Raw genomic sequence first — 24,642 nt, 5'->3', positions numbered from 1 at the left:
CCACGTCCGGACGGCATCCGGCCAGGTCGGCGCCTCGCGTCCGCGTCCGTCCGGGTGCCGTCCGGACGGCACCCGTGGACGCGTCCGGACGGCGTCCAGACGGGCCGTCGATACACTCGACGGTGCGCCGCTGGTGCTAGGCCGGGCCGCAGAACGACCTCGCGAGGAGCGTGGAACTGTGGCGCGATGTGGATGCGGCGGGGGCCTGTGCAACTGCACCGTGCAGGCCGGCGAGAACATCACCGTCAGCGGATCGGGTAGCGACGCGAACCCGTACGTCATCTCTGCCGAGGTCCCCTGCGATGTAGTCCGCTCGTGCCTGTCGGCCGGCGACGGCATCGACTACGACACGGCGACCGGCGTCATCTCCGCCCTGCTGTCCGGGCAGGCCGGGAACAACGTCAGCATCGGCCCCGACGGCGGGCTCCTCGTCCCCACGGCCGGGGGCGCGGTCCTCACCGGCTGCGGTCTCGACGGCGACGGCACCGCCAGTGCGCCCCTCGCGGCGGCCACCGTGCCGTGGCCGTACCCGTGCCCGGTCGACGCGAACGCGAGCGGCGTCTACTGCGACAGCAACGGCGTGCTGCGCTCCGACCCGCGCCCGCGCATGACGTTCACCTCGTACTTCGACGAGCACGACCACCCTGACGTGCCGGTCCCGGCGGCCAGCAACACCGTCATCGACTCGTTCACCGTCAACGTCACCAACCCGGACCCGTGCCGCCCGGCGCAGGTCTACACCGAGCGCGAGGTCGACGTGCGCGTGGTGCTCCCAGCCGGGGCCGGAGCGGGCACCGGACACGGCTCGGACGAGATGTTCTACATGCGGAACACCGGCACCGGCACGATCGTCGGCGCGCACGCCCAGGCCACCAAGTTCCTGCCCGAGACGTTCACGCTCGGCCCCGGCGCGACGGCCCCGGTCACCCTGAACGCAACGGCCGGCCGGGGCTCGGGCGGCGCCTACTACTACCTCGTGAACTTCGTCCTGCGGGCCCTGATCATCAGTCTGTGAGGAGCACATCCATGCTCGATGTCCCCGGTCTGCCGCTGCCCGACCAGGTCACGAAAACGCTGTACGTCCTCTTCCCGGACGGCATGCTCGGGCGGATCACCGCGAGCGCCGTCGCCGAGCCCGCGCTGCCCGAGGGCGCGAAGCTGGTGACACAGGAGCGCTACGAGGAGCTGCGCGCCCAGATGCGGGAGCGGCACGAGGCCCGCGTCCGCGAGCTGCTGGCCGCCGAGAAGGAGTCGCGGCGCCAGCAGTACGAGGAGCTGCTGGCGGTGCCTGGGATCTCCGAGGCGACGGCGCGGGCCCTATCCGGCCACGGCGGGCCGCTCGACGACGACAGCGGCCCCGTCGGCGGCGGTAGTTAGACTCCAATCGGTAGCCGCTGGTTCTGGGCCGGGCATCGACTCTCCGTGTTGGGAGTGATCGCCGTGGCGGACCCCGCTACCCCAGCCCAGTGGCGCGCAGCGTTCCGCGCCGAAGGCGTCCCGTTCATCGAGCTCGACGGGTGGACGACGCGCGGCCGTGACGCGGCGACCGGCAAGATCTTCGGGCCGGTGCACGGCATCCTCAACCACCACACGGCGGGCGTCGACAGCCTCGCCGTAATCGCCTACCGGGGCGTCGGTGCGGGCCTGCCGCCCCCGCTGGCCCACGGCCTGCTCCGCAAGGACGGCGTGGTGGTCCTGGTGGCTGACGGCCGCGCCAACCACGCGGGCCTGGTCGCCGAGAACGTCTTCAAGGCCATCGTTGCCGAGCAGCCGCTGCCGAAGCAGGACAAGTCCCGCACGGTCGACGGCAACGACTCGCTGTACGGGCTGGAAGTCGAAAACCGCGGGGATGGGCAAGACGTCTACACGCGGGCCCAGTACGACACATGGGTGCGGTTCAACGCCGCGCTGTGCCGCCTGCACCGCTGGACTGAGGGCAGCGTTGCCGGGCACCTGGAGACGTCCGTCGAGGGCAAGCCCGACCCCGCCGGCCCCGTCGCCGGATACGGCCGCCGAGGCCGGTTCGCCTTCACCATGGCCCAGCTCCGCCGGGACGTCGCCGAGCGACTGTCGCACCAGGCGAACTGGAGCCCTCCCACCACACAGGAGACGGTCACCGTGTTCCCCGAGTACGTCAATCTGGGCCTCGTCCACGGCTACCAGCTCGCGCCGGACCTGTGGGACGACATCGAGTTCACCACCGAGTGGAACGACGAGCCCGACGGCCACGCCCTGAACGGCCCGACGTTCGTGAAGGGGGCCGCCCGGTTCACCGGCTCGGTCGGCTTGCGCTTCGAGGGCCTGGGCGTCGGTGAGGTCGTGCAGGTCCGCATGAGCGAGTACGACGACGCGGGCACGCTCAAGCAGAACCACCCGATCCACGAGGTCATCGGCACGCCCGGCGGAACCTTCGCCGTCGTGCCGCTGACGAAGCGTCTGGCGGCCGGCCGGAACATGCGGGTGCGGCTGCTGAACCTCGGCGCTGAGGGCATCGAAGTGGCCAGCGCGGTCCTGACGGTCCTTGTGTGGGGGGAGTGAGCGCGGTGGACATCACCACGGGTGTGCCCGCTCTTGACGCGGTGCTGGTGTGGGGCGCAGCCATATCGCTGCTCGTCGGCGGCGGTACCGCTGTGTGGCGGGTCGTGCGGGCGGCCTCGCATCTGTTCAACCGGACGAGTCAGTTCCTCGACGACTGGTATGGGGAGGAGGGCCGTCCGGGCGTCCCGGCCCGGCCGGGCGTGATGGAGCGCGTGGCCGGGATGGAGGAGCGTCTTGGCCGGGTCTACCACGAGGTGTATCCCAACGGCGGCGACAGCCTGCGGGACGCGGTGAACCAGGCGAACGCCCGCCTGGCCTTGCTCTGTCCCGCCGACGTCGACCCGTGCGCCCCTCAGCCGCCCGAGCCGCCGGCTCTGCCGTCGCAGCCGGACCCGCCTGACGAACCGTCTGGCCCCTGACCGGACGCCTGCCCTATGCGCCGGGGCGGGCGTCCACCTTTTCGGTCGTTTGAGGCGCGACTGTTGACCAATTTCGCTCCTGTGTCGGCACCCTGTCTTGAGAGAGGCTGGTTTCACGTGCCAGACGCATAGCCAGGGGAGACATGATCGGGTCGCGGAGGAGCCTCGTTCGGGAATCGGCCAACCTCGGCCATTTGAGGGCGATGTGAGTCGCCGTCACGCAAACGCAGTAAGGTTGTCACGCGCAGGCGGATCCATGACGCAGCGCTGTTCGGCACCCGTTGGAACGAGAAGCAGCGTTCGAGAGAACGCCGGATAAGCCTCGGCCCGGGTGGCGCAATTGGCAGACGCAACCCGCTTAAAACGGGAAGAGTGTGGGTTCGAATCCCGCCCCGGGCACCAGACGCGCCTTGCGGAGGCGGCCGTCCTGTTTGTGGCATCCTGTCCGCCGCACGAGACGGAGGACAGCGTGAGCGCCGACACTGACCTTGACGGCCTGGCCGCCCTGCTGCCGAAGCTGTCGTTCCGCGAAACGTTCGCGGAACTCGAGGCCGCCCGCCGCGCGGCGGAGCAGGCCCCGCCGCAGACCACGATCATCCCGATGCCCGAGTTCCCCTACTCGTGGCGGCACCCCAACAGCGGCACCGTCCGGTTTCCCTGCACCCTCAGCTGCGGGTGGGTACACGACGAGGACGCGTACGCCCTGGACGCCGACCCGATCAGCATCCCGCTGAGCGCCAGCACGGAGGAAATCAGCCGGATCTTCGACGAGCGGGCCGAACGGCGGGCGACCAAGCTGCGCGCCCGCGTCGAGCAGGCGATCCGGGACCACTTCGCCCAAGCGCATCCCGGTCAGGAGCCTCCCGAGCGGAGGGTGGCGTGACGGCCGGCCAGTGCCTGGTGTGCTGGCACCCTGTCGACGCGCACGCCGTCGAGGCCGGGCACCGGGTGTGCACGCGCGGCTATGGCCGCGTCGCGTGCCGGGAGTGCGCGCACGGCCAGGCGAATCTGGCGGCGGAGCGGTACGGGTCGAACGTAGCCGAGTGCCTCGCCGCGGACCTGCGGCGCGGGCAGAGCCTGCGGCTGCCGCGCAGCTATGCGCTGGCCCGGCCTGTCGTCGCCGGGTGGTCCGCTTCGGGAGGTATGTTCGGATCGTCCATAAGCTGAGCGTGCTACTCGGAACTCCGGACAATGAGGCCCCACCCGCCACGGCCCGGCACGGGTGGGGCTTCGTCATGCCGCCGGTTTGACGTCGTCTTGAGACACGTCTGCCCACAGCACGAGGAGGCGCTCGTATTCAGCGGTGCGCTTCTTGCTGGCGGGCTTCCCCATGAGGCGTCGGATGAGCCTGTTGACCTGGTCGCGAGCAGGGGACACCTGGCCGTCAGGCCGAGGAGAGTCGGGCATACCCACACCGTACGGGCCGCCACTGACATTCACGGATCGTTCTATTCTGTTCGAGGCGGCTGCCCGCCTGACCAGAACGGACACACACGATGACAACCTCCACCGAGATCCAGCTCACGGACACCTACCCGGCCCTCACCTGGACGAGCACCGATGAGGGGTTGTGTGCGGGCTGCTCGGAGAAGTGCAAGAGGTACGGCAGCGGGGCCAACCCGCTGTGCCGACAGTGCTTCGCGGAGCGCGCAGCCATGTGGGGGCCAGGTGTGAGGCAGAAGGGGTTCAACGCCTGACCACTCGGGCCTGACGGCCTACTCCCCCTTGGGCTCGCCTGCCGCCAGCCGTGGACCGATCCTGGCGCAGCGCGCTGCGTACGCCGGCAGATGCAGCTTCTCGAACTCGGCCGGATCCCAATTCTCCGGCCGCACTTCTCCACCGGGCCAGACGTACGCCAACCCGCGGTGTCCGGTCGAGAGAGCCACCTCCCGCAGGTCGTAGCAGTCGTCTTCGAACGCGTCGAGAACGCCCCATTCCTTGTCGGTCAGGTCGGTGAGCAACAGCCCGCCCGCGGAGGCGCCGGGCGCGGCTACGAGCCCGGGATACACCCGACCCTCCAGGGCGGCAGCGCGCCAATCCGGCGCAGCGGTAGGAATGCGGGCGGGTACCCGCCCCAGCAGCCCCTTGAGGACGGCGTCGAACTGGAGCGTGCCGTAGACCAGGAGCGAGCTAGGAGCTCCACGGAGACGGTCTCGGCGGTTCGCAGGATGGAACGGGGACATGACAGGGACCTTATCGGCGCAGGTTCCAGCAGCGGCCCTGTTGAATCACAAACAGCCAACCGTACCGCCCAGCGGTAACAACCCGGACAGAACTGTGCCCCCGAGGCTCCGGGAAGCGCCAGGGGCACGGTTCGGCGTACCGTTCTGGGTGTCGAGGCCAAGAACGGAGCACCAGTATGCCCCTCAGCAGCGATGAGCACATCGGCACGCGCGTACGGATTGCGCGCAATGCGGCTGGTTTGACCCAGGTCGAGCTGGCGGACTTCCTTGCCAAGACGGAAGGCTGGCTCGCGAATGTCGAGAGTGGCCGTCAGCCGCTCGACCGATACTCCGTCATTACGGAGATCGCGGATAGGTGTGATGTCGATGTCGTCTGGCTCCTGGGCCAGCCCTACCGGCTTCAGGGCACCGGCGGTTCGCTCGCCCACTCCCACATCCCGGCACTGCGTTACGGCCTGCGCCGGGCCGGCCTGATCCTGTCCGGTCACCCCGGCTTGAGCCCGCAGGGCGCCCCGGTGGACCTGCCGGGGATGCGGCGCCGTTCCCGGCAGGCCAACTCTGCTCGGCAGGCCGCGAATCTTCCGGAGGTCGCGACCCTGCTGCCCCCCATGATCGAGGACCTCAACACGCTTCTGCTGGCCACCGAAGGCGCGGACCGCGAAGAGGCGTTGAAGCTCATGGTCGACGCGGCACGCACAGCTCGGATGTGTCTGAACCAGTTGGGCTACCCGGACCTGGCTTGGGTCGCGGCCGAGGCCGCCGCTGGCGCGGCGACGCAGCTCGACGACCCGGTGGTCAAGGCGGCCGTTGCGTGGGACCGGTGCGGGGCGCTGCTGCACCAGGCGTCGCTGAAAGAGACCGTCGCGGTCGCTGACGCTGCCCTCCAAGATCTCGAACCGTACGCCACGGGGCGAGCCGCGCAGGATGAGGCGGTCTCGCTGCGGGGTGCGCTGCACCTGCGGTGCGCGATCGCGCACGCGCGGGGGAGCCAGGCCAGCGATGCGTGGGCGCGGATCGACGCGGCACTCGGTGACGCCGACCGGCTCGGCCCGCAGTGGTACGACATCGATCAGCACACAGTTTTTGGCAGGGGCACCGTCGCGGTGCACGCGGCCGAGGCCGGGGTGGAGGTCGACCAGCCGGACACTGGGCTGGAGAAGGTGACCGAGGTGGACATCAGCGAGGTGCCGAGCAAGGAGCGCCGGACGCACTACGCCATCGACGAGGCGAGGGCGCTGCACCGCATGGGCAAGAGCCCGTCGGCCGTCGTGAAGCTCCGCGAAGCTGCCGAGGCGGCGCCGTACTACGTGTACGCGGACCCGATGAGCAGGGCCTTGGTCTCGGACATGGCCCGCGTGGGCGTGCCGTCTCAGGCTGCTGCTCTGTCCGGCCTGATCCGGGCCATGGAGCTCGCCAGTTGACGATATGTCCGTGATTGCCCCCAGGTGACCGAAATCCACCCCTAAATTTTCTAGGGGGCGCCGGTGCATTCGCGCACAAGACTGGTGTCACAACCAGTACTTGAGCGATCACCTGGGGGTATCAGCGATGCTGCCCATCGACACTCGCGATCCGGCTGCTGCCGCCCGCGCCTATCTCCGGCTGGAGTGGCCGCTCTCGTTGGGGCACCGCTACCGGCCTCGGCAGGGGTGCACGTGCGACGACGCTGACTGCCCCACCCCCGGCGCGCACCCGTTACCGGAGGCGTGGCCCCTGCACTGCGAGGACGCCATCGATCGCGCCCTGGACACGATGCCGGGCGCCGCGCTCATCGCGGCCACAGAACGCTTCGACGCCTTGATCCTGCCGCACCGCATCGGCATGGCGGCCATGATCCAGCTCGATCGCATCACGCCGGTGCCCTGCCTCTTCTACGGGCGGTGCGCCGCCCTGCTGGTGATGCCGGCCACTGGCCGGTACGCGGCCGTGCGTGAGGACGTGGAGGTGCGCACCGGGCGTGACGCTTGGATCGCGCTCCCTCCGAGTCATGACATCCGCTGGGACACCCCGCCGTGGATCGAGCCGACGGAGAAGCCGCGCCCGCTCATGCATGGCCGTGACGTCGGAGAGAAGATCGCGGAGGTCTTCGACTACTCGGCTGGCTACCGCAACGATCGAGCGGAGGCCGTGAGATGAGCACCATGCAACGCAGGGCCCTCACGGCCAGCTCGGACGGACAGGAGCAGAACGCAGGCGAAGCATGCGAAGGCCACGTCGTAACAGCTCCCGAGCGGCGCCTCGCCGTTGAGCACTGGCTTCTGTCCGCAACCAGGGACAGGGCCAGGGCCCGTGCGGACTGGGAGCGCGATGGCATGACGTACCTGTCGTGCGGGACGCTGCTCACCGCTGTCCGCATCCCCGGCCTCTTCGTCCATGCGGCTGCCCAGAGCAACGCGCCGGGGGAGGTGGACGCCTTCCTGGCCCAGGCCCTGGAGGGCGGCCCGGTCATCGCTTCGGTCGGCCTCAGCCGCTACTACGTGCTCGTGCCGCCCATCGCCGCCATGAAACGGCTGGGCCATGACACGGAGTGCCTGCCCGCCGGCCATGAACTGGGAGTGCCCCCGCTGACGCTGGCCACCTACCAGGAGGGAGTGTCGTACTGGGCAGTTCCCCCCGACAGCGCCGGTGACCTCTGCGACGTCGACCTGGCGGAAAAACTGGCCCGTTACGGCCAGCTGAAGTGGTCCGAGCGGTGATTGCGATGGCTGCCACTCTCGATGTGCAGTCCCGCGTTCTACCGCGAGAGGCTGAATCCTCACCGGTCGCCCGCCACTTCGTGCGTCAGGTCCTCAAGGACTGGGACATGACCCACGTTGAGGACGACGCCGCGCTGGTCGTGACGGAGCTCGTCAACAACGCCATCCAGCACACCAGGACACCGTCCATCCGGGTCTCCGTACGTCGCGTGTCCCAGAAGTTGATCAGGGTCGCAGTCACAGACAAGGACCGCCAAGCACCCCAGTGGCGGGATGCGCGCCCGTCGGACACCGGCGGACGCGGCCTGACACTCGTCGATTCGCTGTCGCAGTCGTGGGGCTACACCCGATGGCCCTGGGCGAAACGCGTCTGGGCCAACCTGGAGGTGCCCGATGTCGCGTGAGCCGCACCACGAGCAGTGGCAGCCGGACGAGGTCCCGATATGGAACACCCGCCTGGCGCAGGCCACTTACGTCGTAGCTCTCCTGACCGTGATGGGCGCCCTCGTCTACGGGATTGCATACCGATGACCGGGCGGCCTCGGACTCTCCTCCTCGACTGGATTGCAGGTGACTGCTGGAGGTGCGACCGCAGCGGCCTTCCCGTGACGTGGGTGGGGCCCGCCCAGTGGGAAGGCCAGCACGCCCCCATCTATCTGTGCAGGAGCTGCCTGGCCACCGTCCAGCGCCGAACCCGCCGCTACTTCCTGGAGCATCACGCAGGCCCTCCGCCCTTCACCTTCGTCGGCCCCTTCACCCCGGATCTCCCCCCAGAAAGGATTCCCATGGAACGCCCTCGCGAGGACGGCCAAGCCATCCAGCTCGTCTCTATCTCCCTGCGTGGGTTCGGTATCCGCGCACACGCCAACGGGCGCACCGGGCTGGCGGCCTGGCGGATCATCCGCAAGCAGTACCCGAGGGTCGCGTGGGCGGCTGGTGCGTACGCGCTGCTGCTCGGCGGTGTCGTCGCCGCCGCGGTGATCCGCCTGATGCCCTGACCCGCCCAGACGCCCGCCCCCGGCCGGTTCTGGTGGCATGACCGGCTCTCCGTGTCGCCCGACCGCCGCATCCGTCGCGGTGGTCCTGGCCGGGGGTGGGATACGCGTCCCGGCTGACCCTCCGTGAGGGAGGACGGCATGTCGGGACAGGGCCCCGGTCGCCCGTGTGGCCGGGGCCGACATCCCTCCAGCACGCGAATGCATCCCTACCGGGGGCTCCCTTGACGCGACAACCGATCACGCGACACCGCCGCCCAGCCGTGGAAGTACGGTCCGCCGACTGGCGGGACGAGTGGGAAGCGTCCTGGTATCGGGAGCGGCTGCGGGACCCCACGCTCATTGACGCCGGCCTTGTGGTCGTCGTCGATGGCACCGGGTTCCTGGCGGTGCCGGTCGGCGGCCAGCGGCGCGGCGGGTACATCAGCGCCGATGACGCCGAGACCGTCCCGAGCCTGCACGACGCGTTGATGGGCCGCCCTGGCTTTCCCCGGCTGCGGGTGCGCTGGTCGACATGCCCCAGCACGTGCCACGTCGTCGAATGGGGCGAGGACGCCCCGGATGACGACGACACAGCCCGAGGCAGGTTCTACGGCTACAGCGAGCAGGCCATCGGCGCCTTCGTGGACGAGGTGACTTGGCTCGGCCTGTGACCGCCCTCCCCTGTGACACCCAGAACACCGGCGAACAACGCCCTTCCCCCTCATCACGCCCTACGGGCTCGGACCGCCCTTGTGCACACCGGACCGCGGCGCACCTACTCCAGCGGAGGAACCGTTGACAGCTCGAACACTCATCACGGCCGAACAAGCCACGTCGTGCTACTTCCGTACGACGGTGGAGGAGCCCCACCGGAAGGCGCTGGTGCAGCTCACCGAGCGGTGCAACGAGATTTGCAAGCACTGCTTCGTCAGCGCTACCAAGCGCGGCGACGACATGGACTGGGATGCTGTGAGGGACCGGCTGATCCCCCAGCTCCTCGACTCCCGCGTCACCCGGGTCACGATCACCGGCGGCGAGCCCTTCGTGCACCCCGAGCTTATCCCCATCGTCGACGACTTCCGCGAGGCCGGCATGGCCGTCGGCATCTGCACGAACGCGACGATGGTTACGGACAAGCAGATCGCCACACTGGCTCAGCTCGATGTCCACATGAACGTGTCCCTTGACGGCTTCTCGGCGGACTCGCACGGCGTCTTCCGTGGCCGCCCCGAGGGGTTCGCCGAGACCGTCGACACCGTCAAGCGGTTCGCCGAGGCCGGGATCCTGCAAGGGCTCCTGTGCACCCCGAACAACCTGGCCCAGGACGAGGAGTACGCCGAGCTGTGCGCCTTCGCGAAGGAGCAGGGCGCCCGGTACGTCCTGATGAACCCGCTCGGCGAGATGGGCCGTGGTGCCGCGAAGGGGGCACAGAAGCTCCGCCGGCCCGACGACCACATGCGGCACATCGAGCACCTGACCATGCCGTTCGAAGACGACGACCTCGACGTGGTGCACATCCGCTTTCCCAACGAGGACAAGCCCCTCAGCAACTGCGAGGCGGGCCGGATCATCTACGTCTTCACCAAGGGTGAGGTCACGGTATGCCCCTACCTGGTCTTCGCGGCCCGGACGAGGGTGAGCCAACACCCGGACACCGACTTCATCGTCGGCAACGTGTGGGAGCACGACGACATCGCCGCACGGCTGGACGCCTACGACTTCCATAAGCGGTGGAAGGTGGGGGACAACCCGACCTGCGGCGGATGTTCGATGAACACCTCATGCGGCAAGGGCTGTCCGGCCGCCGTCGTCGCCTCCGGCCAGCGTATCGGTGCAGTCGACAGCGAGCTGTGCCCCGTCGTCCCCAAGCAGTCCCGCGTCCTGCCCCTGGTCGGTGTCTCGTGAACAGGGAGCCGGGGATGCTGGTCACCGTCGAAGGACCCGGCGGCGTCGGCAAGTCCACCGTCACCGCGGCCCTGGTCGCCGTACTCCGCGAGGAGTTCGGGGCGAAGGTGTGCGCGACACGCGAGCCCACCGACACGCCGCTCGGAACGATCGCACGCCAAGGCACCGACCTCTACCGGGGCCGAGCCATGGCCCACCTCATCGCCGCCGACCGCTACCAGCATCTCGAAGAGCAGATCCGGCCGGCCATGGAGCGCGGCGAGATCGTCGTCTGTGACCGGTACGTCGCCTCGTCCCTGGTCCTTCAGGTGATGGACGGCGTCGACCGCGAGACCGTGTGGCAGATGAACGAGGCCGCCGACCCCCCGGACCTGGCCGTGTTCCTCACCGCGCACCCCGACGTGATCGCCTATCGGCTCGCTTGCCGTGGCGCGCACAGCCGGTATGAGCGTGAGCCCGGCAGCAGCCTTACCGAGTACGGACTGTTCGCCGAAGCCGCTAAGTTCCTCGCTGACCGCGGTGTGCCGGTCGTGGAGCTCGACGCGACCGCCACCGACCCCGACACGCTCGCTCGCGGCATCGCGGGCGACGTACTCACCATGCGGAGCCAGAAGTCTCATGACCCTGGACGTGCTCACGTTCAATCTCAACAACCCATCCCGGGAGCGAGCGGAGCGACAGCTCTGGTACCTGGCCTCTCGGCCGGAACACGTCCTGGTCCTGACGGAGACGGCGGCTAGTGCGGGCTGCGATTTCCTCGCCCAGCAGTTCACCGCGGCCGGGTGCGAAGTGGCCTTCCCCCGGCCGGGCAAGGGCGAGCGTGGCGTGATGGTCGTCTCCCGGCTCGCCACCCGGCCCGGCCCGGTCGAGGTGGGCTACCTGCCGCACCGCTGCGTGTCCGTCACAGTCGACACCGACGAGGGGCCGCTCGACGTCACCGGCCTGTACGTGCCTTCGCGGGACGCCACCGAGGCAAAGACGCTCAGGAAGCAGACGTTCCTCGACGCGTGCAGCGCGAGCATCCCGCAAGGCTGGGGCGTCCCGCTGCGCTTGGTGATCGGTGACTTCAACATCCTGGAGCCGACCCACGTGCCTCGCTACCGGTTCTTCCAGCCGTTCGAGTACGGCTTCTACGAGTGGCTGCGGGCGGCCGGCTATCAGGATGCCTTCCGCACGCTGCACCCGGAGGCCCTGGAGTACTCGTGGGTCGGCCGCACCGGCGACGGCTACCGCTACGACCACGCGCACGCCTCCCAGGCCCTGGCGACCGCGCTGCACGCCTGCACATACGTGCACGACGTACGGACCAGCGAGGACCGGCTGACGGACCATTCGGCACTGTCGGTGTCGCTGGGCGTCCGCCCGGAGGCGCCGCTCGAAGTGACCATCCCCGAGCGGGCTGCCGACCTGGCGCCCGCACTGTTCTGACGATCGAGCGAGGAGAACCTCATGGGAGACCAGCGCATCTGGGAGCAGGTTGACCGCCTGGTGGAGTGGCTGGACGACGAGGCTGAGGCGAACACGCCGGCCGATGTCCGGCTGCTGCGCGTACTGAAGATCGGCGAGGAGTACGGCGAGGTTGCCGAGGCCCTGCACGGGGCGCTCGGCGCCAACCCGAGGAAGGGCCGCTCCCATACGTGGAACGACGTACAGACCGAACTGGCGGACGTCATCGTGACGTCCATGGTGGCTCTGGCCACGGTGGCGCCGGACGCCCGCCATGTGCTCCAGGAGCGCCTGGACGTGCTCCTGAACCGCGTGTTGCCCAACCAGGAAGCCTGACTGGGGTCGAGGGACTGGCATCGCTCGGCTTCGTCAACCGGAAGGCTGTGTCAGCGCACGGACGTACGAATGCGTGTGCATGAAATGCTACGGGTACGCGCCTGTTACCCAGGGGAACCGCTTTCCATTGGGCGCACTGGTGTGTGCAAGATAGTTGTCCGTGGAAACCGGCCGTGGCTGGTGAATGACTCGCCGTGCCCGTATGGGTCGGTGGGGCGGCTCTGGGCCCTTGCTCCGCAAGCAGGTCCCCGGAGTCGCTGAGCGAGTCCGGCACCCTTGCTCCGCGGTGAGGCGCCGGACTCGCGGGTGGGCCCGACAGACTTGCTGTCGGGCCCATCCTCTTTTCGGTGCCGACTGTCCTCCGGGTGGGCCTCGGCGTCAATCTGGCCAAGATCGTTCCCTGTGTGTCCGAATCGCGCTCGAACGTTCTCGATGGCCGTTCTGGCAGGTCGTCAGGGGTGCGCCAGAGCGTGCGCCAGTTGGCGCACCAGCCCGGCGCCAGTCGTGCGGATGCGTGCCGATGCGTGAAGATGCGGGGGCATTTGACGAGGTGACAGCATCGCCGCAGGTCAGAGGGGTTGCCGGGTCAGGTTCGAGTCCGGCTCTGGGCACTTCCACCCTTGTGGTGGTCCCACCATTGACAGCCCGTGACGGTGCGCGCAGACTCGCCGGAAGTCGGTGAAGAAAACTTCACTGTGCGAACACTCTGCGAACAGCGAAGGGAACGCCCGATGCGTACCACCGTCGGCATCATCGGCGCCGGTCCGGCCGGCCTCCTCCTCGCCCGCCTCCTCCACCGCGCCGGCATCGACTCCGTCGTCCTGGAGAGCCGCGACCGGGCCTACGTCGAACAGCGCCAGCGCGCCGGGATCCTGGAGCAGGGCACGGCGGACCTGCTGCGCGCGGTCGGCGCCGGGGAGCGCATGGACCGCGAGGGGCTGCGCCACGACGGCATCGAGCTGCGGTTCGACGCCCGGCGCCACCGCGTCGACTTCCCCGCGCTCACCGGCGGCCGGTCGGTGACCGTCTACGCCCAGACCGAGGTGTGCAAGGACCTCATCGCCCTCCAGCTGAAGGACGGCGGCCCGTTGCTGTTCGAGGCCGAGGCGCTGGCGGTGGAGGGCGCCGAGACCGACCGCCCGCGCGTCCGCTTCCGCCACGAGGACACCGAGGACGTCCTGGAGTGCGCGTACGTCGTCGGCTGCGACGGCTTCTGGGGCGTGTCACGCACGGCGTTCCCCGCCGGGTCGACCCGGGTCTTCGAACGGACGTACCCCTACAGCTGGCTCGGCATCCTCGCCGACGTACCGCCGTCCCACGACGAGCTGGTCTACGCCCGCCACGACCGCGGCTTCGCCCTGCTGTCCATGCGGTCCCCGTCCGTCTCCCGCCTCTACCTCCAGGTCCCCGCCGGCACCGACGCCGAGGCGTGGAGCGACGACGAGATCTGGGCGGAGCTGGAGCGCCGCTTCGAGACCACCGACGGCTGGCGCCTGGAGCGCGGGCCCATCACCCAGAAGTCGGTCACCCCCATGCGGTCGTACGTCCATGAGCCCATGCGCCACGGCCGCCTCTTCCTCGCCGGTGACGCCGCCCACATCGTGCCGCCGACCGGCGCCAAGGGGCTGAACCTGGCCGTGGGGGACGTGGCGACCTTCGCGCGGGCGCTGACGCACCAGCAGCGGACGGGGTCTCCCGAGCTCCTCGACGCCTACGCACAGACCTGTCTGCGCCGGGTGTGGCAGGCCGAGCGGTTCTCCTACGACATGACGACGCTGCTGCACCGCGCCCCCGACGCCACGCCCTTCGAGGACCGCCTGCAACTCGCCCGGCTGGAGCGCCTGGTCTCCGCGCGGGCCGCCGAGACCGACCTGGCGGAGGGTTACACCGGATTCCCGTTCGATCACGAGTGAGTCCTGGGGGTGGCGGGAATCACCCGGTCGCGTAGCGTGTTGCCCAGCATCGTGAGGGGAAGATCCTCCACAGGTAGTAGGGTCAACCCTTTGCCTTTCCATTACTCTTGAGCCAAGGTCGCGCCGTGCGGCCGTGGAGGAGTGAAATGAGGAGCAGCAACCCGGTCTTCTCGCGACGGGGGTTCAGCCGCGACAACGGCTACGCGGGCTTCAACACCGCGCCGCAGGCCGGGGCTGTCGGCACCCAGGGCAACCCGTACGCCCAGCCCGCGGGCAACCCGTACGCGACGAACCCGTACGCCCAGCAGGACCTGCAGTACGGCGCCCCGCCGCAGGCCCCGGTCACCACCGGCCGCATGACGATGGACGACGTCGTCATGCGCTCGGCCCTCACGCTCGGCACCGTCGTCGTCGGTGCCGTCCTCGCGTGGGCCCTGCTGCCGGTGTCGTCGACCAGCTACGGCCTCGGCATCGGCGCCGCGCTCGTCGCGTTCGTCCTGGCGATGGTGCAGTCCTTCAAGCGCAAGGCGTCGCCCGCGCTGATCCTGACCTACGCCGCCTTCGAGGGCGTCTTCCTCGGCGTGATCAGCGAGATGTTCAACACCCGCTGGTCCGGTGCCCCCTTCCAGGCGGTCCTCGGCACCATGGCCGTCTCGGCCGCCACCCTGCTGGTCTACAAGGCCGGCTGGGTCCGCGTCACCGCGCGCTACGCCCGGATCGGCATGGCCATCGCCGTCGCCTTCATGCTGGTCATGGCGGTCAACCTGCTGCTCGTCGTGTTCGGTGTCGCCGAGGACGGCGGTCTGCGCAGCTTCGGTCCGCTCGGTGCCATCGTCGGCATCATCGCCATCGTGCTCGGTGCGTTCTTCCTGACGCTCGACTTCAAGCAGATCGAGGACGGCGTCGCCTACGGCGCCCCGCGTGAGGAGTCCTGGCTGGCCGCGTTCGGTCTGACCATGACCCTGGTGTGGATCTACATCGAGATGCTGCGGCTCGTCGCGATCTTCAGCGGCGACGACTGATCGTCCTCCGCGGAATCGTCCGCCCAGGAGGAGAAGGGCCCCGGGTCGATCCGGGGCCCTTCGTCGTGCTCTCGGCGTCGTGGTCGGTTCAGAGCAGGCGGCGCGCGGCCCTCCTCAGGTCGTACTCATGGATGATCGCCTTGGCGTGGCCGTACGCGAGGTTGTGCTCGTGGCGCAGCCAGCTGACCTTCTCCTCGAAGCGGAAGAGAGCGGGGCCTTCTTCGACGGTGCGCAGCCAGTCGGAGATCTCACGACCGGTGCAGTGGGGGATGCGGGCGAGCAGATTGCGATGGGTCTCCTCGGAGAAGACTTGGGACATCGGCGCCTCCGAACGAATGGGGTGTAAGCCGGTCCTTCAGGTCACGGTGCCTCAGCGTTCGCCTGTTGGCAACAGTCGCGGTGCGGCGCGGTACTCTCGCCGCGTGGTGGATACGACTCCCTTGACCCGTGCCGTTGATCATTTCGCCGATCGGTTGAGGGCGGCGCCGCAGTCCCGCTTGCAGCGGGGCGCTGCCGCGGAGGCGCTGGCGCTGGCCAGGGAGTTGGCTCGGTGGGCGCAGGTTCTGGAAGCGCCGGGATGTGAGCCCCGGGAGATGCCGGACGCGGGGATGTTCGCGGCGGCTGATCAGATCACCGTGGCGGTGCATGACTTGGCCCTCGTGCTTCAGGACGAGGGCCAGGTTTCTGAGGCGGTGCGGTGGGTGGAGGAGGCGCAGAAGCGGGCGGGGGTGTGAGCTAGAGGCTCGCTATGACGCGGTCCGCGAGGATGTACACGTTCTCCTCGCCGCAGGCGAACGTCAGGGTGTACGCGCCCGAGATGCCCGAGCCGCCCAGCAGGACCGGGGCCTCGCCCGCCGTGAGGGAGGCGGCCAGGCGGTCGGCCGTCTCGCGGTGGCCCGGGGTCATGCACAGGGTCGTGCCGTCGGCGAAGACGTAGACGTCCAGGGTGCCCAGGGGGCCGGGGCGGACGTCGGTCAGGGCGACGCGGGACGCGGCCAGTTCCTCCAGGGTGGCCACGGTGCGTTCGTGGTCGTTCACGACGGGCGACTGGACCGGGACGAAGTCCGGGTGGGACGGGTGGCGGCGGCGGGCCGCGGCCAGTTCGGCGGACTCCCCGGCGAGGTCGTCGGCGTCGGCGGTCGGCTCGGTCACCGGCTCCAGGGGCTCCAGGCCCGCGAAATCGGCCTGCCGAGGGAGGAACAGCTCGCTGTCGGGCAGGCCCAGCAGCGTCGGCGCGTCAGAGGCGTCACGGGCCTCCTGGGCGGCCCAGAACGCCCGGGCCTCGGCCAGCTCCCGCTCCCGCTCCTCGGCGAGGGCCTCGGCGACCGCGGCGCGTATCTCATCGGCGTCGGCGGCGGTGCGGGCGGCGGGCACCAGCCCGCGCGTCAGGTCGGCGTGGTTCTCGGCGAGCTGGGTGTGCAGGGCGGCGACCTGCCGGCGCAGCTTCATGAGGGTGCGCAGGACGGCGACGCCCACGGCGCCGGTGGCGGCCGTGGTGACCAGCAGGGCGATCGGCATGGCGCTCACTGACGTACTCCCGGTTCAAAGTCGACCCCCGACTTCCTACATCAGCTTGAAGGGCTGACCATCCAGCTGTCAGTGCGTAACGTCACGAAACGGACAGGGCTTTGGGTCCGGGGTTCAGTGGTGGAGCGGCTCTGAACTGCGAGTTCCCCGGCGAGAGCGAGATAGGTCACATCCTGGGGGACATTGGATCACAAATAGGCCCGGAGACCGGTGGTGTTCCGGACTCCGGGCCAATGGGTCACCGGGGGTGGCGTGTTGGTCACACAGCGGTGGCCGGTGGTTGCTCAGCTGAGTCGCTCGATGACCATCGCCATGCCCTGGCCGCCGCCGACGCACATCGTCTCCAGGCCGAACTGCTTGTCGTGCCACTGCAGCGAGTTGATCAGCGTGCCGGTGATCCGGGCGCCGGTCATGCCGAAGGGGTGGCCGACGGCGATGGCGCCGCCGTTGACGTTCAGCCTGTCGAGGTCGATGCCGAGCTCGCGGTAGGAGGGGATCACCTGGGCGGCGAACGCCTCGTTGATCTCGACCAGGTCGATGTCGTCGATGGTGAGGCCGGCCCGGGCCAGGGCCTGCTTGCTCGCCTCGACCGGGCCGAGGCCCATGATCTCGGGGGAGAGGCCGGAGACGCCGGTCGACACGATGCGGGCGAGCGGGGTCAGGCCCAGCTCGCGGGCCTTGGTGTCGGACATGATGACGAGCGCGGCGGCGCCGTCGTTGAGCGGGCAGCAGTTGCCGGCGGTGACCAGGCCGTCCGGGCGGAACACCGGCTTCAGGCCCTGGACGCCCTCCAGGGTGACGCCGGCGCGGGGGCCGTCGTCCTTGGCGACGACCGTGCCGTCGGGGAGGGTGACCGGGGTGATCTCACGCTCCCAGAAGCCGTTCTTGATGGCTTCCTCGGCGAGGTTCTGGGAGCGGACGCCGAACTCGTCCATGTCCTGGCGGGTGACGCCCTTGAGGCGGGCGAGGTTCTCGGCGGTCTGGCCCATCGCGATGTAGGCGTCCGGGACGAGGCCGTCCTCGCGCGGGTCGTGCCAGGTCGTGCCCTCCTGCTCCGCGACGGCCGCGGTGCGGGCCTCGGCCTCGGCGAAGAACGGGTTGTGTGTGTCGGGCAGGCTGTCGGAGTTGCCCTTGACGAAGCGGGAGACCATCTCGACACCGGCCGAGACGAAGACGTCGCCCTCGCCGGCCTTGATGGCGTGCAGGGCCATGCGGCTCGTCTGGAGGGACGAGGAGCAGTAGCGGGTGATGGTGCAGCCCGGGAGGTGGTCCATGCCCATCTGCACGGCGACGATGCGGCCGAGGTTGTTGCCCTGCTCGCCGCCGGGGAGGCCGCAGCCGAGCATCAGGTCGTCGATGTCCCGGGGGTCGAGCTCCGGGACCTTGGCGAGGGCGGCCTGGATGATCGTGGCCGTGAGGTCGTCCGGGCGCAGGTCCTTGAGGGAGCCCTTGAAGGCGCGGCCGATGGGGGAGCGGGCGGTCGAGACGATGACGGCTTCGGGCATCACGGCTCCATTGGCGTATGTACGTACGAGTGTACGAGTGTGAGGCAGGGCTGGGTTGGAAGTTACCCGTACGTATGGCCCGGGTCACGGTCGGCGGGGTGTGACCCTGGCCGCATCTTTCTAAGCGCTTGCTTGGGAAGGGGTGGCGCTCAGTTGACCGGGGTCGTCTCCGGCTCGGGTACCCGGCGGCGGCGCCGCCGCTTCAGCAGCGCCCAAGGACCGCGCGGGCCGGTCGGCATCGCCGCCGCGACCTCGGTGCCGGGCTCCGCCGCGGCCTCCGCGGCCGCCCGCGCCACCGGCAGGAAGCCCTCGTCGCGGCTGGTGTCCGGGCGCTCCTCCTCCGCCGGCCACAGCTCCAGGGCGGCGCACACCGTCGGCAGCACCGCCATCGCCGCCGTCGCGTAGCCCTCGGCCGACGGGTGGTAGTGGTCGGGGCCGAACAGCTCCCGGGGGTTCGCCTCGAACTCGGGGCCCAGCAGGTCGCCCAGCGACACCGTGCGGCCCCCCTGCTCCACCGCCCCGATCGTCTGCGCCGCCGCCAGCTGCCGCGAGGCCCGCCGGGCCAGCCAGCGCAGCGGCTGCTGCACCGGTTCGATGGTGCCGAGGTCCGGGCAGGTGCCGACGACCACCTCCGCGCCGGCGGTGCGCAGCCGTCGTACCGCCGACGACAGATGACGTACCGAACGCGTCGGGGGCATGCGGTGGGTCACGTCGTTCGCGCCGATCATGATCACGCAGATGTCGGGCACCCGATCGGCACCCAGCACCAGGGCCACCTGGCGGTCCAGGTCGTCGGACTGGGCGCCCGGGAGGGCGACGTTGCGCAGTCGCACCGGACGCTCCGCCACCGCCGCCAGTCCCGACGCCAGCAGGGCGCCCGGCGTCTGGCCCGCCCGGTGCACCCCCTGCCCGGCGGCCGTGGAGTCGCCCAGCATCACCAGCAGCAGCGGTTCCTCGCCGGGGGCGGGGGCGGTGGCGTCGTACAAGCGGCCGTACGCGCGCCCGTACAGGCCGTCCGCCTGGGGGACGTGCGGCTGGGTGCCCGTGCCGTTCACATGCCGGCGTGCCAGCTGGACCTCCGCCAGCAGCAGGCCGACCATCGCCGCCCCGGCCAGGCCGATGCCGCCGCCGCCATAGGCCGCTCCGGCCGCGATGCGCCGGGCCACTCTCGCCCTCGACGTGCTCGTCATGCCTCGCCGCCACCTCCTCGTAGCCGTACACCCACTCCTTGCCCCGTACGGACCGCCGCCCAATCGCAACAGGGAGTGAACGGTTCCCCCACGCTTTAGGCTGGCGGAACCACTAGGACCACTGTTTTGCAAGCAACCGGAGACAACGGTGCAATTCCACGACTCGATGATCAGCCTCGTCGGCAACACCCCGCTGGTGAAGCTCAACAGCGTGACCGAGGGCATCCAGGCGACCGTCCTGGCCAAGGTCGAGTACTTCAACCCGGGTGGCTCGGTGAAGGACCGCATCGCCCTGCGCATGATCGAGGCGGCCGAGGAGAGCGGTGCCCTCAAGCCCGGGGGCACGATCGTCGAGCCGACCAGTGGCAACACCGGTGTGGGCCTGGCGATCGTCGCCCAGCAGAAGGGCTACAAGTGCATCTTCGTCTGCCCCGACAAGGTGAGCACCGACAAGATCAACGTGTTGCGGGCCTACGGTGCCGAGGTCGTCGTCTGCCCGACGGCCGTGGCGCCGGAGCACCCTGACTCGTACTACAACGTCTCCGACCGGCTGGTGCGGGAGACCCCGGGCGCGTGGAAGCCCGACCAGTACTCCAACCCGAACAACCCGCTGTCCCACTACCACTCCACCGGTCCGGAGCTGTGGGAGCAGACCGAGGGGAAGATCACCCACTTCGTGGCGGGCGTCGGCACCGGCGGCACCATCTCCGGCACCGGCCGCTACCTCAAGGACGTCAGCGACGGCCGGGTCAAGGTCGTCGGCGCCGACCCGGAGGGGTCCGTCTACTCCGGCGGCTCGGGGCGGCCGTATCTCGTCGAGGGCGTCGGTGAGGACTTCTGGCCGACCGCCTACGACCGTACGGTCGCGGACGAGATCGTCGCCGTGTCCGACAAGGACTCCTTCCAGATGACCCGCCGGCTCGCCAAGGAGGAGGGGCTGCTGGTGGGCGGCTCCTGCGGGATGGCCGTGGTCGCCGCGCTGCGGGTCGCCGAGCGGCTCGGTCCTGACGACGTGGTGGTCGTGCTGCTGCCCGACAGCGGACGCGGCTACCTGAGCAAGATCTTCAACGACGAGTGGATGGCCGACTACGGCTTCCTGGAGGACGAGGGGCCGAGCGCGCGCGTCGCCGACGTCCTCGACGACAAGGAGCACGGCGCCATCCCGTCGCTGGTGCACATGCACCCGGAGGAGACGGTGGGTCAGGCCATCGAGGTGCTGCGTGAGTACGGCGTCTCCCAGATGCCGGTCGTCAAGCCGGGCGCCGGGCACCCGGACGTGATGGCCGCCGAGGTCGTCGGGTCGGTCGTCGAACGCGAGCTGCTGGACGCCCTGTTCAACAAGAAGGCCGCGCTGTCCGACCCGCTGGAGAAGCACATGTCGGCGCCGCTGCCGCAGGTCGGCTCCGGTGAGCCGGTCGGCGACCTGATGTCCGTGCTCGGCACGGCCGACGCGGCGATCGTCCTGGTCGAGGGCAAGCCGACCGGTGTGGTCAGCCGACAGGACCTGCTGGCTTTCCTCGCCAAGGGCGGGAAGTAGCGGCGAACTTGCGGTGAACTCGCCGTGTCCGCGGCGAACTTGTGGTGACCGCGGCTGATCGCGCCGACGCGGAAGTGGTACGAGCGCGTCACGTCCGCGCAGCACACGCTTAACACGCGTCCGGCACATTGGTGGGCGTCGGCAGGGGCGGGAGCGGCTCCCCGCCCAGGCCGGCGCAGACGGCGCCAAGGACCTCCGGAGCGGCTCCCGGACCTCCATGGACGCCAGGACGCGGGAGCCGGCCTGACCGGCCCGCGTCCCTCGCGGGGACCGCCGTCGTCCCGCCCCCCGTCACACGGGGGTGCGGCGGTCCCCGCGACATGTCTTCGTGCCTTTCGGCTATTCCTGCCAGTCGCTGTCCTTGGCGGACCTGCCGCGGCGGAACAGGCCCGGGTTCGTGCGGGCCGCCTGGACCGCGTTGACGCCTACGATGCCCAGCCAGGCGACGATCAGGCCCGGCAGGCCCGAGGTGCCCGCGCCGACACCCGACAGCGGGATCGCCAGGACCAGCGAGACGATGCCGAAGCCGAAGCGCTCGCCCCAGGAGTCGGTGGCCTTCGGGTTGCGGGAGTCGCGGGCCACCGTCATCTGCTGCTCCGCCAACTGACGGCGCACCCGCCGCTCCACCGCCCCGTCGATGCGCTGGTCGACCTTCTCCAGGAACGACTCGACGAGCGCGGAGTCGTACTCCTCACCCAGCTCCCTGCGGGCATGCAGGGTGGCGTCGAGTTCCTTCTTCAGCTCGGCGTCGCGCGCGGCGTCCATCGTGGTCTCCCATCCCGTCATGACACTCCACGCTACGGAGCCCTGACGCCCCGCGCACTGGGGTTAGCCCCCCTTTCGGCACGGCGTCCCTTGCCGGGTCTGCATGACCTCATGCAGAGTTCTTGATGACTGAATAGGTGGAGGGGGAGCAGGCCATGACCGACAGCCCGGCCGCGCGGCTGCAGGCGCTCTTCGAGGGGCACCGGCTGACGCCGACCCAGCGGCGGATCGCGCACAGCATGGTCCGGCGCGCCGCCGACGTGCCCTTCCTGTCCAGCGTCGAGCTGGCCGAACTGGCCGGGGTCAGCCAGCCCTCCGTCACCCGCTTCGCCGTCGCCCTCGGCTTCGACGGCTACCCGGCGCTGCGTCGGCACCTGCGCGAGGTCGCGCCCGCCGAGCAGAGCGCGGACAGCGGCTCGTACAACGAGTACCAGCAGGCCGTCGAGGCCGAGATCGAGAACCTGCGGCACCTCGCCGAGGCACTCGCCGACCCCGCCCCGGTGCACCGCGCGGGCCGTGTCCTCGCCGCCTCCCGCCCGCTGCCGGTGCTCGGCCTGCGGGCGGCCGCCTCCCAGGCGTACGGCTTCGCCTACTTCGCCGCCAAGGTCCACCCGGACGTACGACTGCTGCACGAGGGCGGCTCGATGGTCCACGACCGCCTCGACGCCGCGGTGCGCGCCGGCGCCACGGCCCTGCTGTGCTTCGCGCTGCCCCGGCATCCCCGCGAGGTGCTGGACACGCTCGCCTACGCGAAGGAGGCCGGGCTGACCGTGGTGACCGTCGCGGACTCCGCGTTCGCGCCCGTCGCCAAGGTGTCCGACCTGCTGCTGCCGGCCGCCGTCGGCACCGGGCTCGCCTTCGACACCGCCTGCGCGCCGATGCTGCTCGGCCGGGTGCTGCTGGAGGCGATGTGCGACGACCTGCCGGACGCCCAGTCCCGGCTGGAGGAGTTCGACACCAGGGCCGCCGCGCGGGGGCTGTTCGTGGAGTGAGCCGCCGCTCCCGGAGCCGCCGCTCTCAGATTCGTCTCACGTTCTCGCGTTAATCTGCCCGGCCGACGGGTGGCGTCTCACACGACGTCATGTCTCACAGGACTTTCCTACGACTCTCCTACGACGAGGAGGCGGAACGTGGCACGCGAGAATCGCGGAGCGCAGGGTCTGGCCCGGGTGGCCGTCGTCGTACGCGCGGGAGCCGCCCCGCTGTGGTGGTGCGGGGTGTTCGCGGCGGGCGTCGGCGTGCTGGTGCCGGGGATCACCGGGCGGCGGATCGGGGTGCTGGCAGGGGCGGCGCTGTTCATCGTGGCGGCGGCCGTGGTGGCGTACCGCGGGCGGCGCCGGTACGTGGCGCTCGCACGGGGCGCCGCGCGAGCGGGGCGGCACGATGTGCTCCAGGACCGCGGGGTGACCGTACGCAACTGGCGGCGGGGGCACCGGTGGTGGCTGCTGCCGGCGTTCCTCGCCGCGCTGGGCGCGTCCTTCGCCGTGCCGGCCGCCGGGGGCATGCTGCTCGCCGGGTGCGGGGCCGGGCTGTGGCTGAAGGCGGCCTGGCTGGGGCGGCTGGAGCGGGCCGGGGACGTACTGCTGTGGGTGCGGGTCGACTGGCTCGGCCGGCGTGGGGGCCGGCCGGCGGGCAAGGCCGTCAAGGCGTACCGGGCAACCGGCATCGCGGCGGGCGACGCGGCCCCCGGCGGGGCCCGCCGCCGCGCCGCGGCGCTGGTCTGACGGGGCGGACTCAGACCTCCAGGGTCTGCTCGATCTTCTTCAGCTGGTGGCGGGCCATCGCCAGGTTGGCCCGCTTGGCGTCCAGCACCAGATACAGGAAGAGTCCGTTGCCGCCGCGGCCGCTGAGCAGCCGGATCAGGTGGTACTGGTCGCTCAGGGTGATCAGGACGTCCTCGATCTCGCCCTTGAGACCCAGGTGCTCCATGGTGCGCATCTTGGCGCGGATCACGTCGGTGTTGCCGGCGGCGGCGACGTTCAGGTCGAAGCTCTTGCTGCCGCCGATCGTGCCCAGCGCCATGCCGCTGGTGTAGTCGACGAGCGCCGCTCCGGTGGCGCCCTCGATGGAGGTGAGTGCTTCCTTCAGGGCGGTTTCGGTGTTGGCCATGACGGGGTTCCTCTCAGCTTTCTGTGGTGGTACGGGGTTCCGTTGCGGTGGTCGTGGTCGTGGTCGTCGTCGGGGTCGGGCTCGTCTGTGGGCTCGTCTGTGGGCTCGTCGGTGGGGTCGTCGTCGCTGTGCGGGTGGCCGCCCTGGAGCGGGCGGGCCTGGCGGGCGGGGCGGGCGGGGCGGGGAGGGCGCTGTGCACCAGTTCCCCGACGCGTGCGCCGGCCCGTCGGCCCTCCAGATGGAGCCGGCCGACGTTGACGCGGTCCTGCGCGAGCAGGGTCAGGACGGCCTGGTCGCCCGCCGCGTAGGTGGCGACGTAGCCGTACTGGCCGCGCAGCAGCACTTCGCGCAGGCTGCCCTGGCCGGTGGCGTCGGTGATGCGTACGGCGACGCCGAGCGCGGCGGCGGTGAGCGCGGCCAGGCCCTCCGGTTCGACGCCGGGTGTGTCCTGGGCGAGGACGAGGCCGTCCACGCTGGCCACGAGCGCGCCGTTCAGCTGCGGTACGCGGGCGCGCAGTCGCCGTAGTTCGTCGAGCAGGGCCGGCTCGTCGGCCATCGGGTCTCTCCTCTCGGC

Annotated in this window: 32 protein-coding genes and 1 tRNA gene; 25 read left to right on the top strand and 8 right to left on the bottom strand. The window is 70.3% G+C overall.

The features are described from left to right. Positions 1 to 178 precede the first annotated feature (178 nt). From ACH5AC_RS24900 to ACH5AC_RS24865, 8 genes are all read left to right on the top strand, one after another. Positions 179 to 1,015 carry a hypothetical protein gene (locus ACH5AC_RS24900; protein WP_398864330.1) on the top strand — a complete coding sequence of 279 codons (837 nt, stop codon included), beginning with the start codon at positions 179 to 181 and terminating at the stop codon, positions 1,013 to 1,015. A gap of 11 nt (positions 1,016 to 1,026) precedes the next feature. Continuing rightward, on the top strand, positions 1,027 to 1,377 hold the full coding sequence (locus tag ACH5AC_RS24895) for a hypothetical protein (protein ID WP_398864329.1): 351 nt from the start codon (positions 1,027 to 1,029) through the stop codon (positions 1,375 to 1,377). A 63-nt stretch (positions 1,378 to 1,440) separates the two neighbouring features. After that, the gene (locus tag ACH5AC_RS24890; protein WP_398864328.1) at positions 1,441 to 2,538 is read left to right on the top strand and encodes an N-acetylmuramoyl-L-alanine amidase; all 1,098 of its coding nucleotides are present in this window, start codon (positions 1,441 to 1,443) and stop codon (positions 2,536 to 2,538) included. A gap of 5 nt (positions 2,539 to 2,543) precedes the next feature. After that, a complete protein-coding gene (locus ACH5AC_RS24885; protein WP_398864327.1) occupies positions 2,544 to 2,957 on the top strand; it encodes a hypothetical protein in 414 nt (137 codons plus the stop codon). A 325-nt stretch (positions 2,958 to 3,282) separates the two neighbouring features. Then, positions 3,283 to 3,359: transfer RNA gene (locus ACH5AC_RS24880), tRNA-Leu, on the top strand. A 67-nt stretch (positions 3,360 to 3,426) separates the two neighbouring features. Further along, positions 3,427 to 3,840 (top strand): hypothetical protein, encoded by a 414-nt coding sequence (locus ACH5AC_RS24875; RefSeq protein ID WP_398864326.1) that lies wholly within the window; start codon positions 3,427 to 3,429, stop codon positions 3,838 to 3,840. Beyond that, positions 3,837 to 4,124, top strand: coding sequence for a hypothetical protein (locus tag ACH5AC_RS24870; RefSeq protein ID WP_398864324.1), 288 nt, complete (start codon positions 3,837 to 3,839; stop codon positions 4,122 to 4,124). Before ACH5AC_RS24875 ends, ACH5AC_RS24870 begins: the two co-directional genes overlap by 4 nt. Before the next feature lie 329 nt (positions 4,125 to 4,453). After that, complete coding sequence (locus ACH5AC_RS24865; protein ID WP_398864323.1) at positions 4,454 to 4,654, top strand: hypothetical protein; 201 nt, start codon at positions 4,454 to 4,456, stop codon at positions 4,652 to 4,654. Positions 4,655 to 4,672: 18 nt separating this feature from the next. Here ACH5AC_RS24865 and ACH5AC_RS24860 read toward each other — a convergent pair whose 3' ends face one another. Then, positions 4,673 to 5,140, bottom strand: coding sequence for a gamma-glutamylcyclotransferase family protein (locus ACH5AC_RS24860; RefSeq protein WP_398864322.1), 468 nt, complete (start codon positions 5,138 to 5,140; stop codon positions 4,673 to 4,675). Between the two features lie 176 nt (positions 5,141 to 5,316). Between ACH5AC_RS24860 and ACH5AC_RS24855 the strand changes: the two genes are divergently transcribed. The 13 genes from ACH5AC_RS24855 (at position 5,317) to ACH5AC_RS24795 (ending at position 15,435) form a co-directional block, all read left to right on the top strand. Next, entirely contained in the window at positions 5,317 to 6,561 is a 1,245-nt protein-coding gene (locus tag ACH5AC_RS24855; RefSeq protein ID WP_398864321.1) for a helix-turn-helix domain-containing protein, read from the top strand. A 127-nt stretch (positions 6,562 to 6,688) separates the two neighbouring features. Further along, complete coding sequence (locus ACH5AC_RS24850; RefSeq protein WP_398864320.1) at positions 6,689 to 7,276, top strand: hypothetical protein; 588 nt, start codon at positions 6,689 to 6,691, stop codon at positions 7,274 to 7,276. A 176-nt stretch (positions 7,277 to 7,452) separates the two neighbouring features. Next, positions 7,453 to 7,836: a hypothetical protein gene (locus tag ACH5AC_RS24845; protein WP_398864319.1), complete on the top strand. Its 384-nt coding sequence runs from the start codon at positions 7,453 to 7,455 to the stop codon at positions 7,834 to 7,836. A 5-nt stretch (positions 7,837 to 7,841) separates the two neighbouring features. Beyond that, complete coding sequence (locus tag ACH5AC_RS24840) at positions 7,842 to 8,240, top strand: ATP-binding protein (protein WP_398864318.1); 399 nt, start codon at positions 7,842 to 7,844, stop codon at positions 8,238 to 8,240. Next, a complete protein-coding gene (locus tag ACH5AC_RS24835) occupies positions 8,230 to 8,367 on the top strand; it encodes a hypothetical protein (protein WP_398864317.1) in 138 nt (45 codons plus the stop codon). Before ACH5AC_RS24840 ends, ACH5AC_RS24835 begins: the two co-directional genes overlap by 11 nt. 254 nt (positions 8,368 to 8,621) lie before the next feature. Further along, complete coding sequence (locus ACH5AC_RS24830) at positions 8,622 to 8,834, top strand: hypothetical protein (RefSeq protein ID WP_398864315.1); 213 nt, start codon at positions 8,622 to 8,624, stop codon at positions 8,832 to 8,834. A 260-nt stretch (positions 8,835 to 9,094) separates the two neighbouring features. Next, positions 9,095 to 9,484, top strand: a complete 390-nt coding sequence (locus ACH5AC_RS24825; protein WP_398864314.1) for a DUF6302 family protein — start codon at positions 9,095 to 9,097, stop codon at positions 9,482 to 9,484. A gap of 124 nt (positions 9,485 to 9,608) precedes the next feature. Beyond that, positions 9,609 to 10,718 carry a radical SAM protein gene (locus ACH5AC_RS24820; RefSeq protein ID WP_398864312.1) on the top strand — a complete coding sequence of 370 codons (1,110 nt, stop codon included), beginning with the start codon at positions 9,609 to 9,611 and terminating at the stop codon, positions 10,716 to 10,718. A gap of 14 nt (positions 10,719 to 10,732) precedes the next feature. Next, positions 10,733 to 11,458 (top strand): dTMP kinase, encoded by a 726-nt coding sequence (gene tmk / locus ACH5AC_RS24815; RefSeq protein WP_398864310.1) that lies wholly within the window; start codon positions 10,733 to 10,735, stop codon positions 11,456 to 11,458. Next, positions 11,343 to 12,146, top strand: coding sequence for an endonuclease/exonuclease/phosphatase (locus ACH5AC_RS24810; protein WP_398864612.1), 804 nt, complete (start codon positions 11,343 to 11,345; stop codon positions 12,144 to 12,146). Before tmk ends, ACH5AC_RS24810 begins: the two co-directional genes overlap by 116 nt. Positions 12,147 to 12,167: 21 nt before the next feature. Next, the gene (locus ACH5AC_RS24805; RefSeq protein ID WP_398864308.1) at positions 12,168 to 12,500 is read left to right on the top strand and encodes a MazG-like family protein; all 333 of its coding nucleotides are present in this window, start codon (positions 12,168 to 12,170) and stop codon (positions 12,498 to 12,500) included. A 731-nt stretch (positions 12,501 to 13,231) separates the two neighbouring features. Then, the gene (locus ACH5AC_RS24800; protein WP_398864306.1) at positions 13,232 to 14,413 is read left to right on the top strand and encodes a 4-hydroxybenzoate 3-monooxygenase; all 1,182 of its coding nucleotides are present in this window, start codon (positions 13,232 to 13,234) and stop codon (positions 14,411 to 14,413) included. Positions 14,414 to 14,559: 146 nt separating this feature from the next. Continuing rightward, complete coding sequence (locus ACH5AC_RS24795) at positions 14,560 to 15,435, top strand: Bax inhibitor-1/YccA family protein (RefSeq protein ID WP_398864303.1); 876 nt, start codon at positions 14,560 to 14,562, stop codon at positions 15,433 to 15,435. Between the two features lie 88 nt (positions 15,436 to 15,523). Here the strand turns inward: ACH5AC_RS24795 and ACH5AC_RS24790 are convergent, their stop codons facing one another. After that, positions 15,524 to 15,754, bottom strand: a complete 231-nt coding sequence (locus tag ACH5AC_RS24790; RefSeq protein ID WP_398864301.1) for a DUF4287 domain-containing protein — start codon at positions 15,752 to 15,754, stop codon at positions 15,524 to 15,526. Positions 15,755 to 15,857: 103 nt separating this feature from the next. Here ACH5AC_RS24790 and ACH5AC_RS24785 point away from each other — a divergent pair, with 103 nt between their 5' ends. Beyond that, positions 15,858 to 16,169 carry a hypothetical protein gene (locus ACH5AC_RS24785; RefSeq protein WP_398864299.1) on the top strand — a complete coding sequence of 104 codons (312 nt, stop codon included), beginning with the start codon at positions 15,858 to 15,860 and terminating at the stop codon, positions 16,167 to 16,169. 1 nt (position 16,170) lies between these two features. Here ACH5AC_RS24785 and ACH5AC_RS24780 read toward each other — a convergent pair whose 3' ends face one another. The 3 genes from ACH5AC_RS24780 to ACH5AC_RS24770 all read right to left on the bottom strand — a co-directional run bounded on the left by ACH5AC_RS24780 (position 16,171) and on the right by ACH5AC_RS24770 (position 19,657). After that, on the bottom strand, positions 16,171 to 16,953 hold the full coding sequence (locus tag ACH5AC_RS24780; protein ID WP_398864611.1) for a hypothetical protein: 783 nt from the start codon (positions 16,951 to 16,953) through the stop codon (positions 16,171 to 16,173). Positions 16,954 to 17,246: 293 nt separating this feature from the next. Beyond that, positions 17,247 to 18,467 carry an acetyl-CoA C-acetyltransferase gene (locus ACH5AC_RS24775; RefSeq protein WP_398864298.1) on the bottom strand — a complete coding sequence of 407 codons (1,221 nt, stop codon included), beginning with the start codon at positions 18,465 to 18,467 and terminating at the stop codon, positions 17,247 to 17,249. Between the two features lie 149 nt (positions 18,468 to 18,616). Next, a complete protein-coding gene (locus ACH5AC_RS24770) occupies positions 18,617 to 19,657 on the bottom strand; it encodes an SGNH/GDSL hydrolase family protein (RefSeq protein ID WP_398864296.1) in 1,041 nt (346 codons plus the stop codon). Positions 19,658 to 19,805: 148 nt separating this feature from the next. Between ACH5AC_RS24770 and ACH5AC_RS24765 the strand changes: the two genes are divergently transcribed. Further along, positions 19,806 to 21,194, top strand: a complete 1,389-nt coding sequence (locus ACH5AC_RS24765) for a cystathionine beta-synthase (RefSeq protein WP_398864294.1) — start codon at positions 19,806 to 19,808, stop codon at positions 21,192 to 21,194. Between the two features lie 339 nt (positions 21,195 to 21,533). Here the strand turns inward: ACH5AC_RS24765 and ACH5AC_RS24760 are convergent, their stop codons facing one another. Beyond that, entirely contained in the window at positions 21,534 to 21,980 is a 447-nt protein-coding gene (locus ACH5AC_RS24760; RefSeq protein WP_398864293.1) for a hypothetical protein, read from the bottom strand. Positions 21,981 to 22,114: 134 nt separating this feature from the next. Here ACH5AC_RS24760 and ACH5AC_RS24755 point away from each other — a divergent pair, with 134 nt between their 5' ends. After that, on the top strand, positions 22,115 to 22,951 hold the full coding sequence (locus ACH5AC_RS24755; protein ID WP_398864291.1) for a MurR/RpiR family transcriptional regulator: 837 nt from the start codon (positions 22,115 to 22,117) through the stop codon (positions 22,949 to 22,951). Positions 22,952 to 23,089: 138 nt separating this feature from the next. Next, positions 23,090 to 23,683, top strand: coding sequence for a hypothetical protein (locus tag ACH5AC_RS24750; RefSeq protein WP_398864290.1), 594 nt, complete (start codon positions 23,090 to 23,092; stop codon positions 23,681 to 23,683). Between the two features lie 10 nt (positions 23,684 to 23,693). Here ACH5AC_RS24750 and ACH5AC_RS24745 read toward each other — a convergent pair whose 3' ends face one another. Then, entirely contained in the window at positions 23,694 to 24,068 is a 375-nt protein-coding gene (locus ACH5AC_RS24745; protein WP_398864289.1) for a hypothetical protein, read from the bottom strand. Positions 24,069 to 24,081: 13 nt separating this feature from the next. Continuing rightward, on the bottom strand, positions 24,082 to 24,624 hold the full coding sequence (locus ACH5AC_RS24740) for a roadblock/LC7 domain-containing protein (protein ID WP_398864287.1): 543 nt from the start codon (positions 24,622 to 24,624) through the stop codon (positions 24,082 to 24,084). Positions 24,625 to 24,642: the final 18 nt, after the last annotated feature.

The sequence above is a fragment of the Streptomyces sp. NPDC018693 genome, assembly GCF_044391385.1.
In the GTDB taxonomy this organism is placed as follows: domain Bacteria; phylum Actinomycetota; class Actinomycetes; order Streptomycetales; family Streptomycetaceae; genus Streptomyces.
The sequence above is the reverse complement of the archived record's forward strand: the minus strand, read 5'-3'. Positions and strand labels throughout refer to the sequence as shown.

Coding starts and splice junctions, on each gene's coding strand:
- ACH5AC_RS24895 (WP_398864329.1), top strand. CDS start 1,027: ATGCTCGATGTCCCCGGTCTGCCGCTGCCCGACCAGGTCACGAAAACG.
- ACH5AC_RS24865 (WP_398864323.1), top strand. CDS start 4,454: ATGACAACCTCCACCGAGATCCAGCTCACGGACACCTACCCGGCCCTC.
- ACH5AC_RS24860 (WP_398864322.1), bottom strand. CDS start 5,140: ATGTCCCCGTTCCATCCTGCGAACCGCCGAGACCGTCTCCGTGGAGCT.
- ACH5AC_RS24855 (WP_398864321.1), top strand. CDS start 5,317: ATGCCCCTCAGCAGCGATGAGCACATCGGCACGCGCGTACGGATTGCG.
- ACH5AC_RS24850 (WP_398864320.1), top strand. CDS start 6,689: ATGCTGCCCATCGACACTCGCGATCCGGCTGCTGCCGCCCGCGCCTAT.
- ACH5AC_RS24845 (WP_398864319.1), top strand. CDS start 7,453: ATGACGTACCTGTCGTGCGGGACGCTGCTCACCGCTGTCCGCATCCCC.
- ACH5AC_RS24840 (WP_398864318.1), top strand. CDS start 7,842: ATGGCTGCCACTCTCGATGTGCAGTCCCGCGTTCTACCGCGAGAGGCT.
- ACH5AC_RS24835 (WP_398864317.1), top strand. CDS start 8,230: ATGTCGCGTGAGCCGCACCACGAGCAGTGGCAGCCGGACGAGGTCCCG.
- ACH5AC_RS24830 (WP_398864315.1), top strand. CDS start 8,622: ATGGAACGCCCTCGCGAGGACGGCCAAGCCATCCAGCTCGTCTCTATC.
- tmk (WP_398864310.1), top strand. CDS start 10,733: ATGCTGGTCACCGTCGAAGGACCCGGCGGCGTCGGCAAGTCCACCGTC.
- ACH5AC_RS24805 (WP_398864308.1), top strand. CDS start 12,168: ATGGGAGACCAGCGCATCTGGGAGCAGGTTGACCGCCTGGTGGAGTGG.
- ACH5AC_RS24800 (WP_398864306.1), top strand. CDS start 13,232: ATGCGTACCACCGTCGGCATCATCGGCGCCGGTCCGGCCGGCCTCCTC.
- ACH5AC_RS24795 (WP_398864303.1), top strand. CDS start 14,560: ATGAGGAGCAGCAACCCGGTCTTCTCGCGACGGGGGTTCAGCCGCGAC.
- ACH5AC_RS24790 (WP_398864301.1), bottom strand. CDS start 15,754: ATGTCCCAAGTCTTCTCCGAGGAGACCCATCGCAATCTGCTCGCCCGC.
- ACH5AC_RS24780 (WP_398864611.1), bottom strand. CDS start 16,953: ATGCCGATCGCCCTGCTGGTCACCACGGCCGCCACCGGCGCCGTGGGC.
- ACH5AC_RS24775 (WP_398864298.1), bottom strand. CDS start 18,467: ATGCCCGAAGCCGTCATCGTCTCGACCGCCCGCTCCCCCATCGGCCGC.
- ACH5AC_RS24770 (WP_398864296.1), bottom strand. CDS start 19,657: ATGACGAGCACGTCGAGGGCGAGAGTGGCCCGGCGCATCGCGGCCGGA.
- ACH5AC_RS24760 (WP_398864293.1), bottom strand. CDS start 21,980: ATGACGGGATGGGAGACCACGATGGACGCCGCGCGCGACGCCGAGCTG.
- ACH5AC_RS24755 (WP_398864291.1), top strand. CDS start 22,115: ATGACCGACAGCCCGGCCGCGCGGCTGCAGGCGCTCTTCGAGGGGCAC.
- ACH5AC_RS24745 (WP_398864289.1), bottom strand. CDS start 24,068: ATGGCCAACACCGAAACCGCCCTGAAGGAAGCACTCACCTCCATCGAG.
- ACH5AC_RS24740 (WP_398864287.1), bottom strand. CDS start 24,624: ATGGCCGACGAGCCGGCCCTGCTCGACGAACTACGGCGACTGCGCGCC.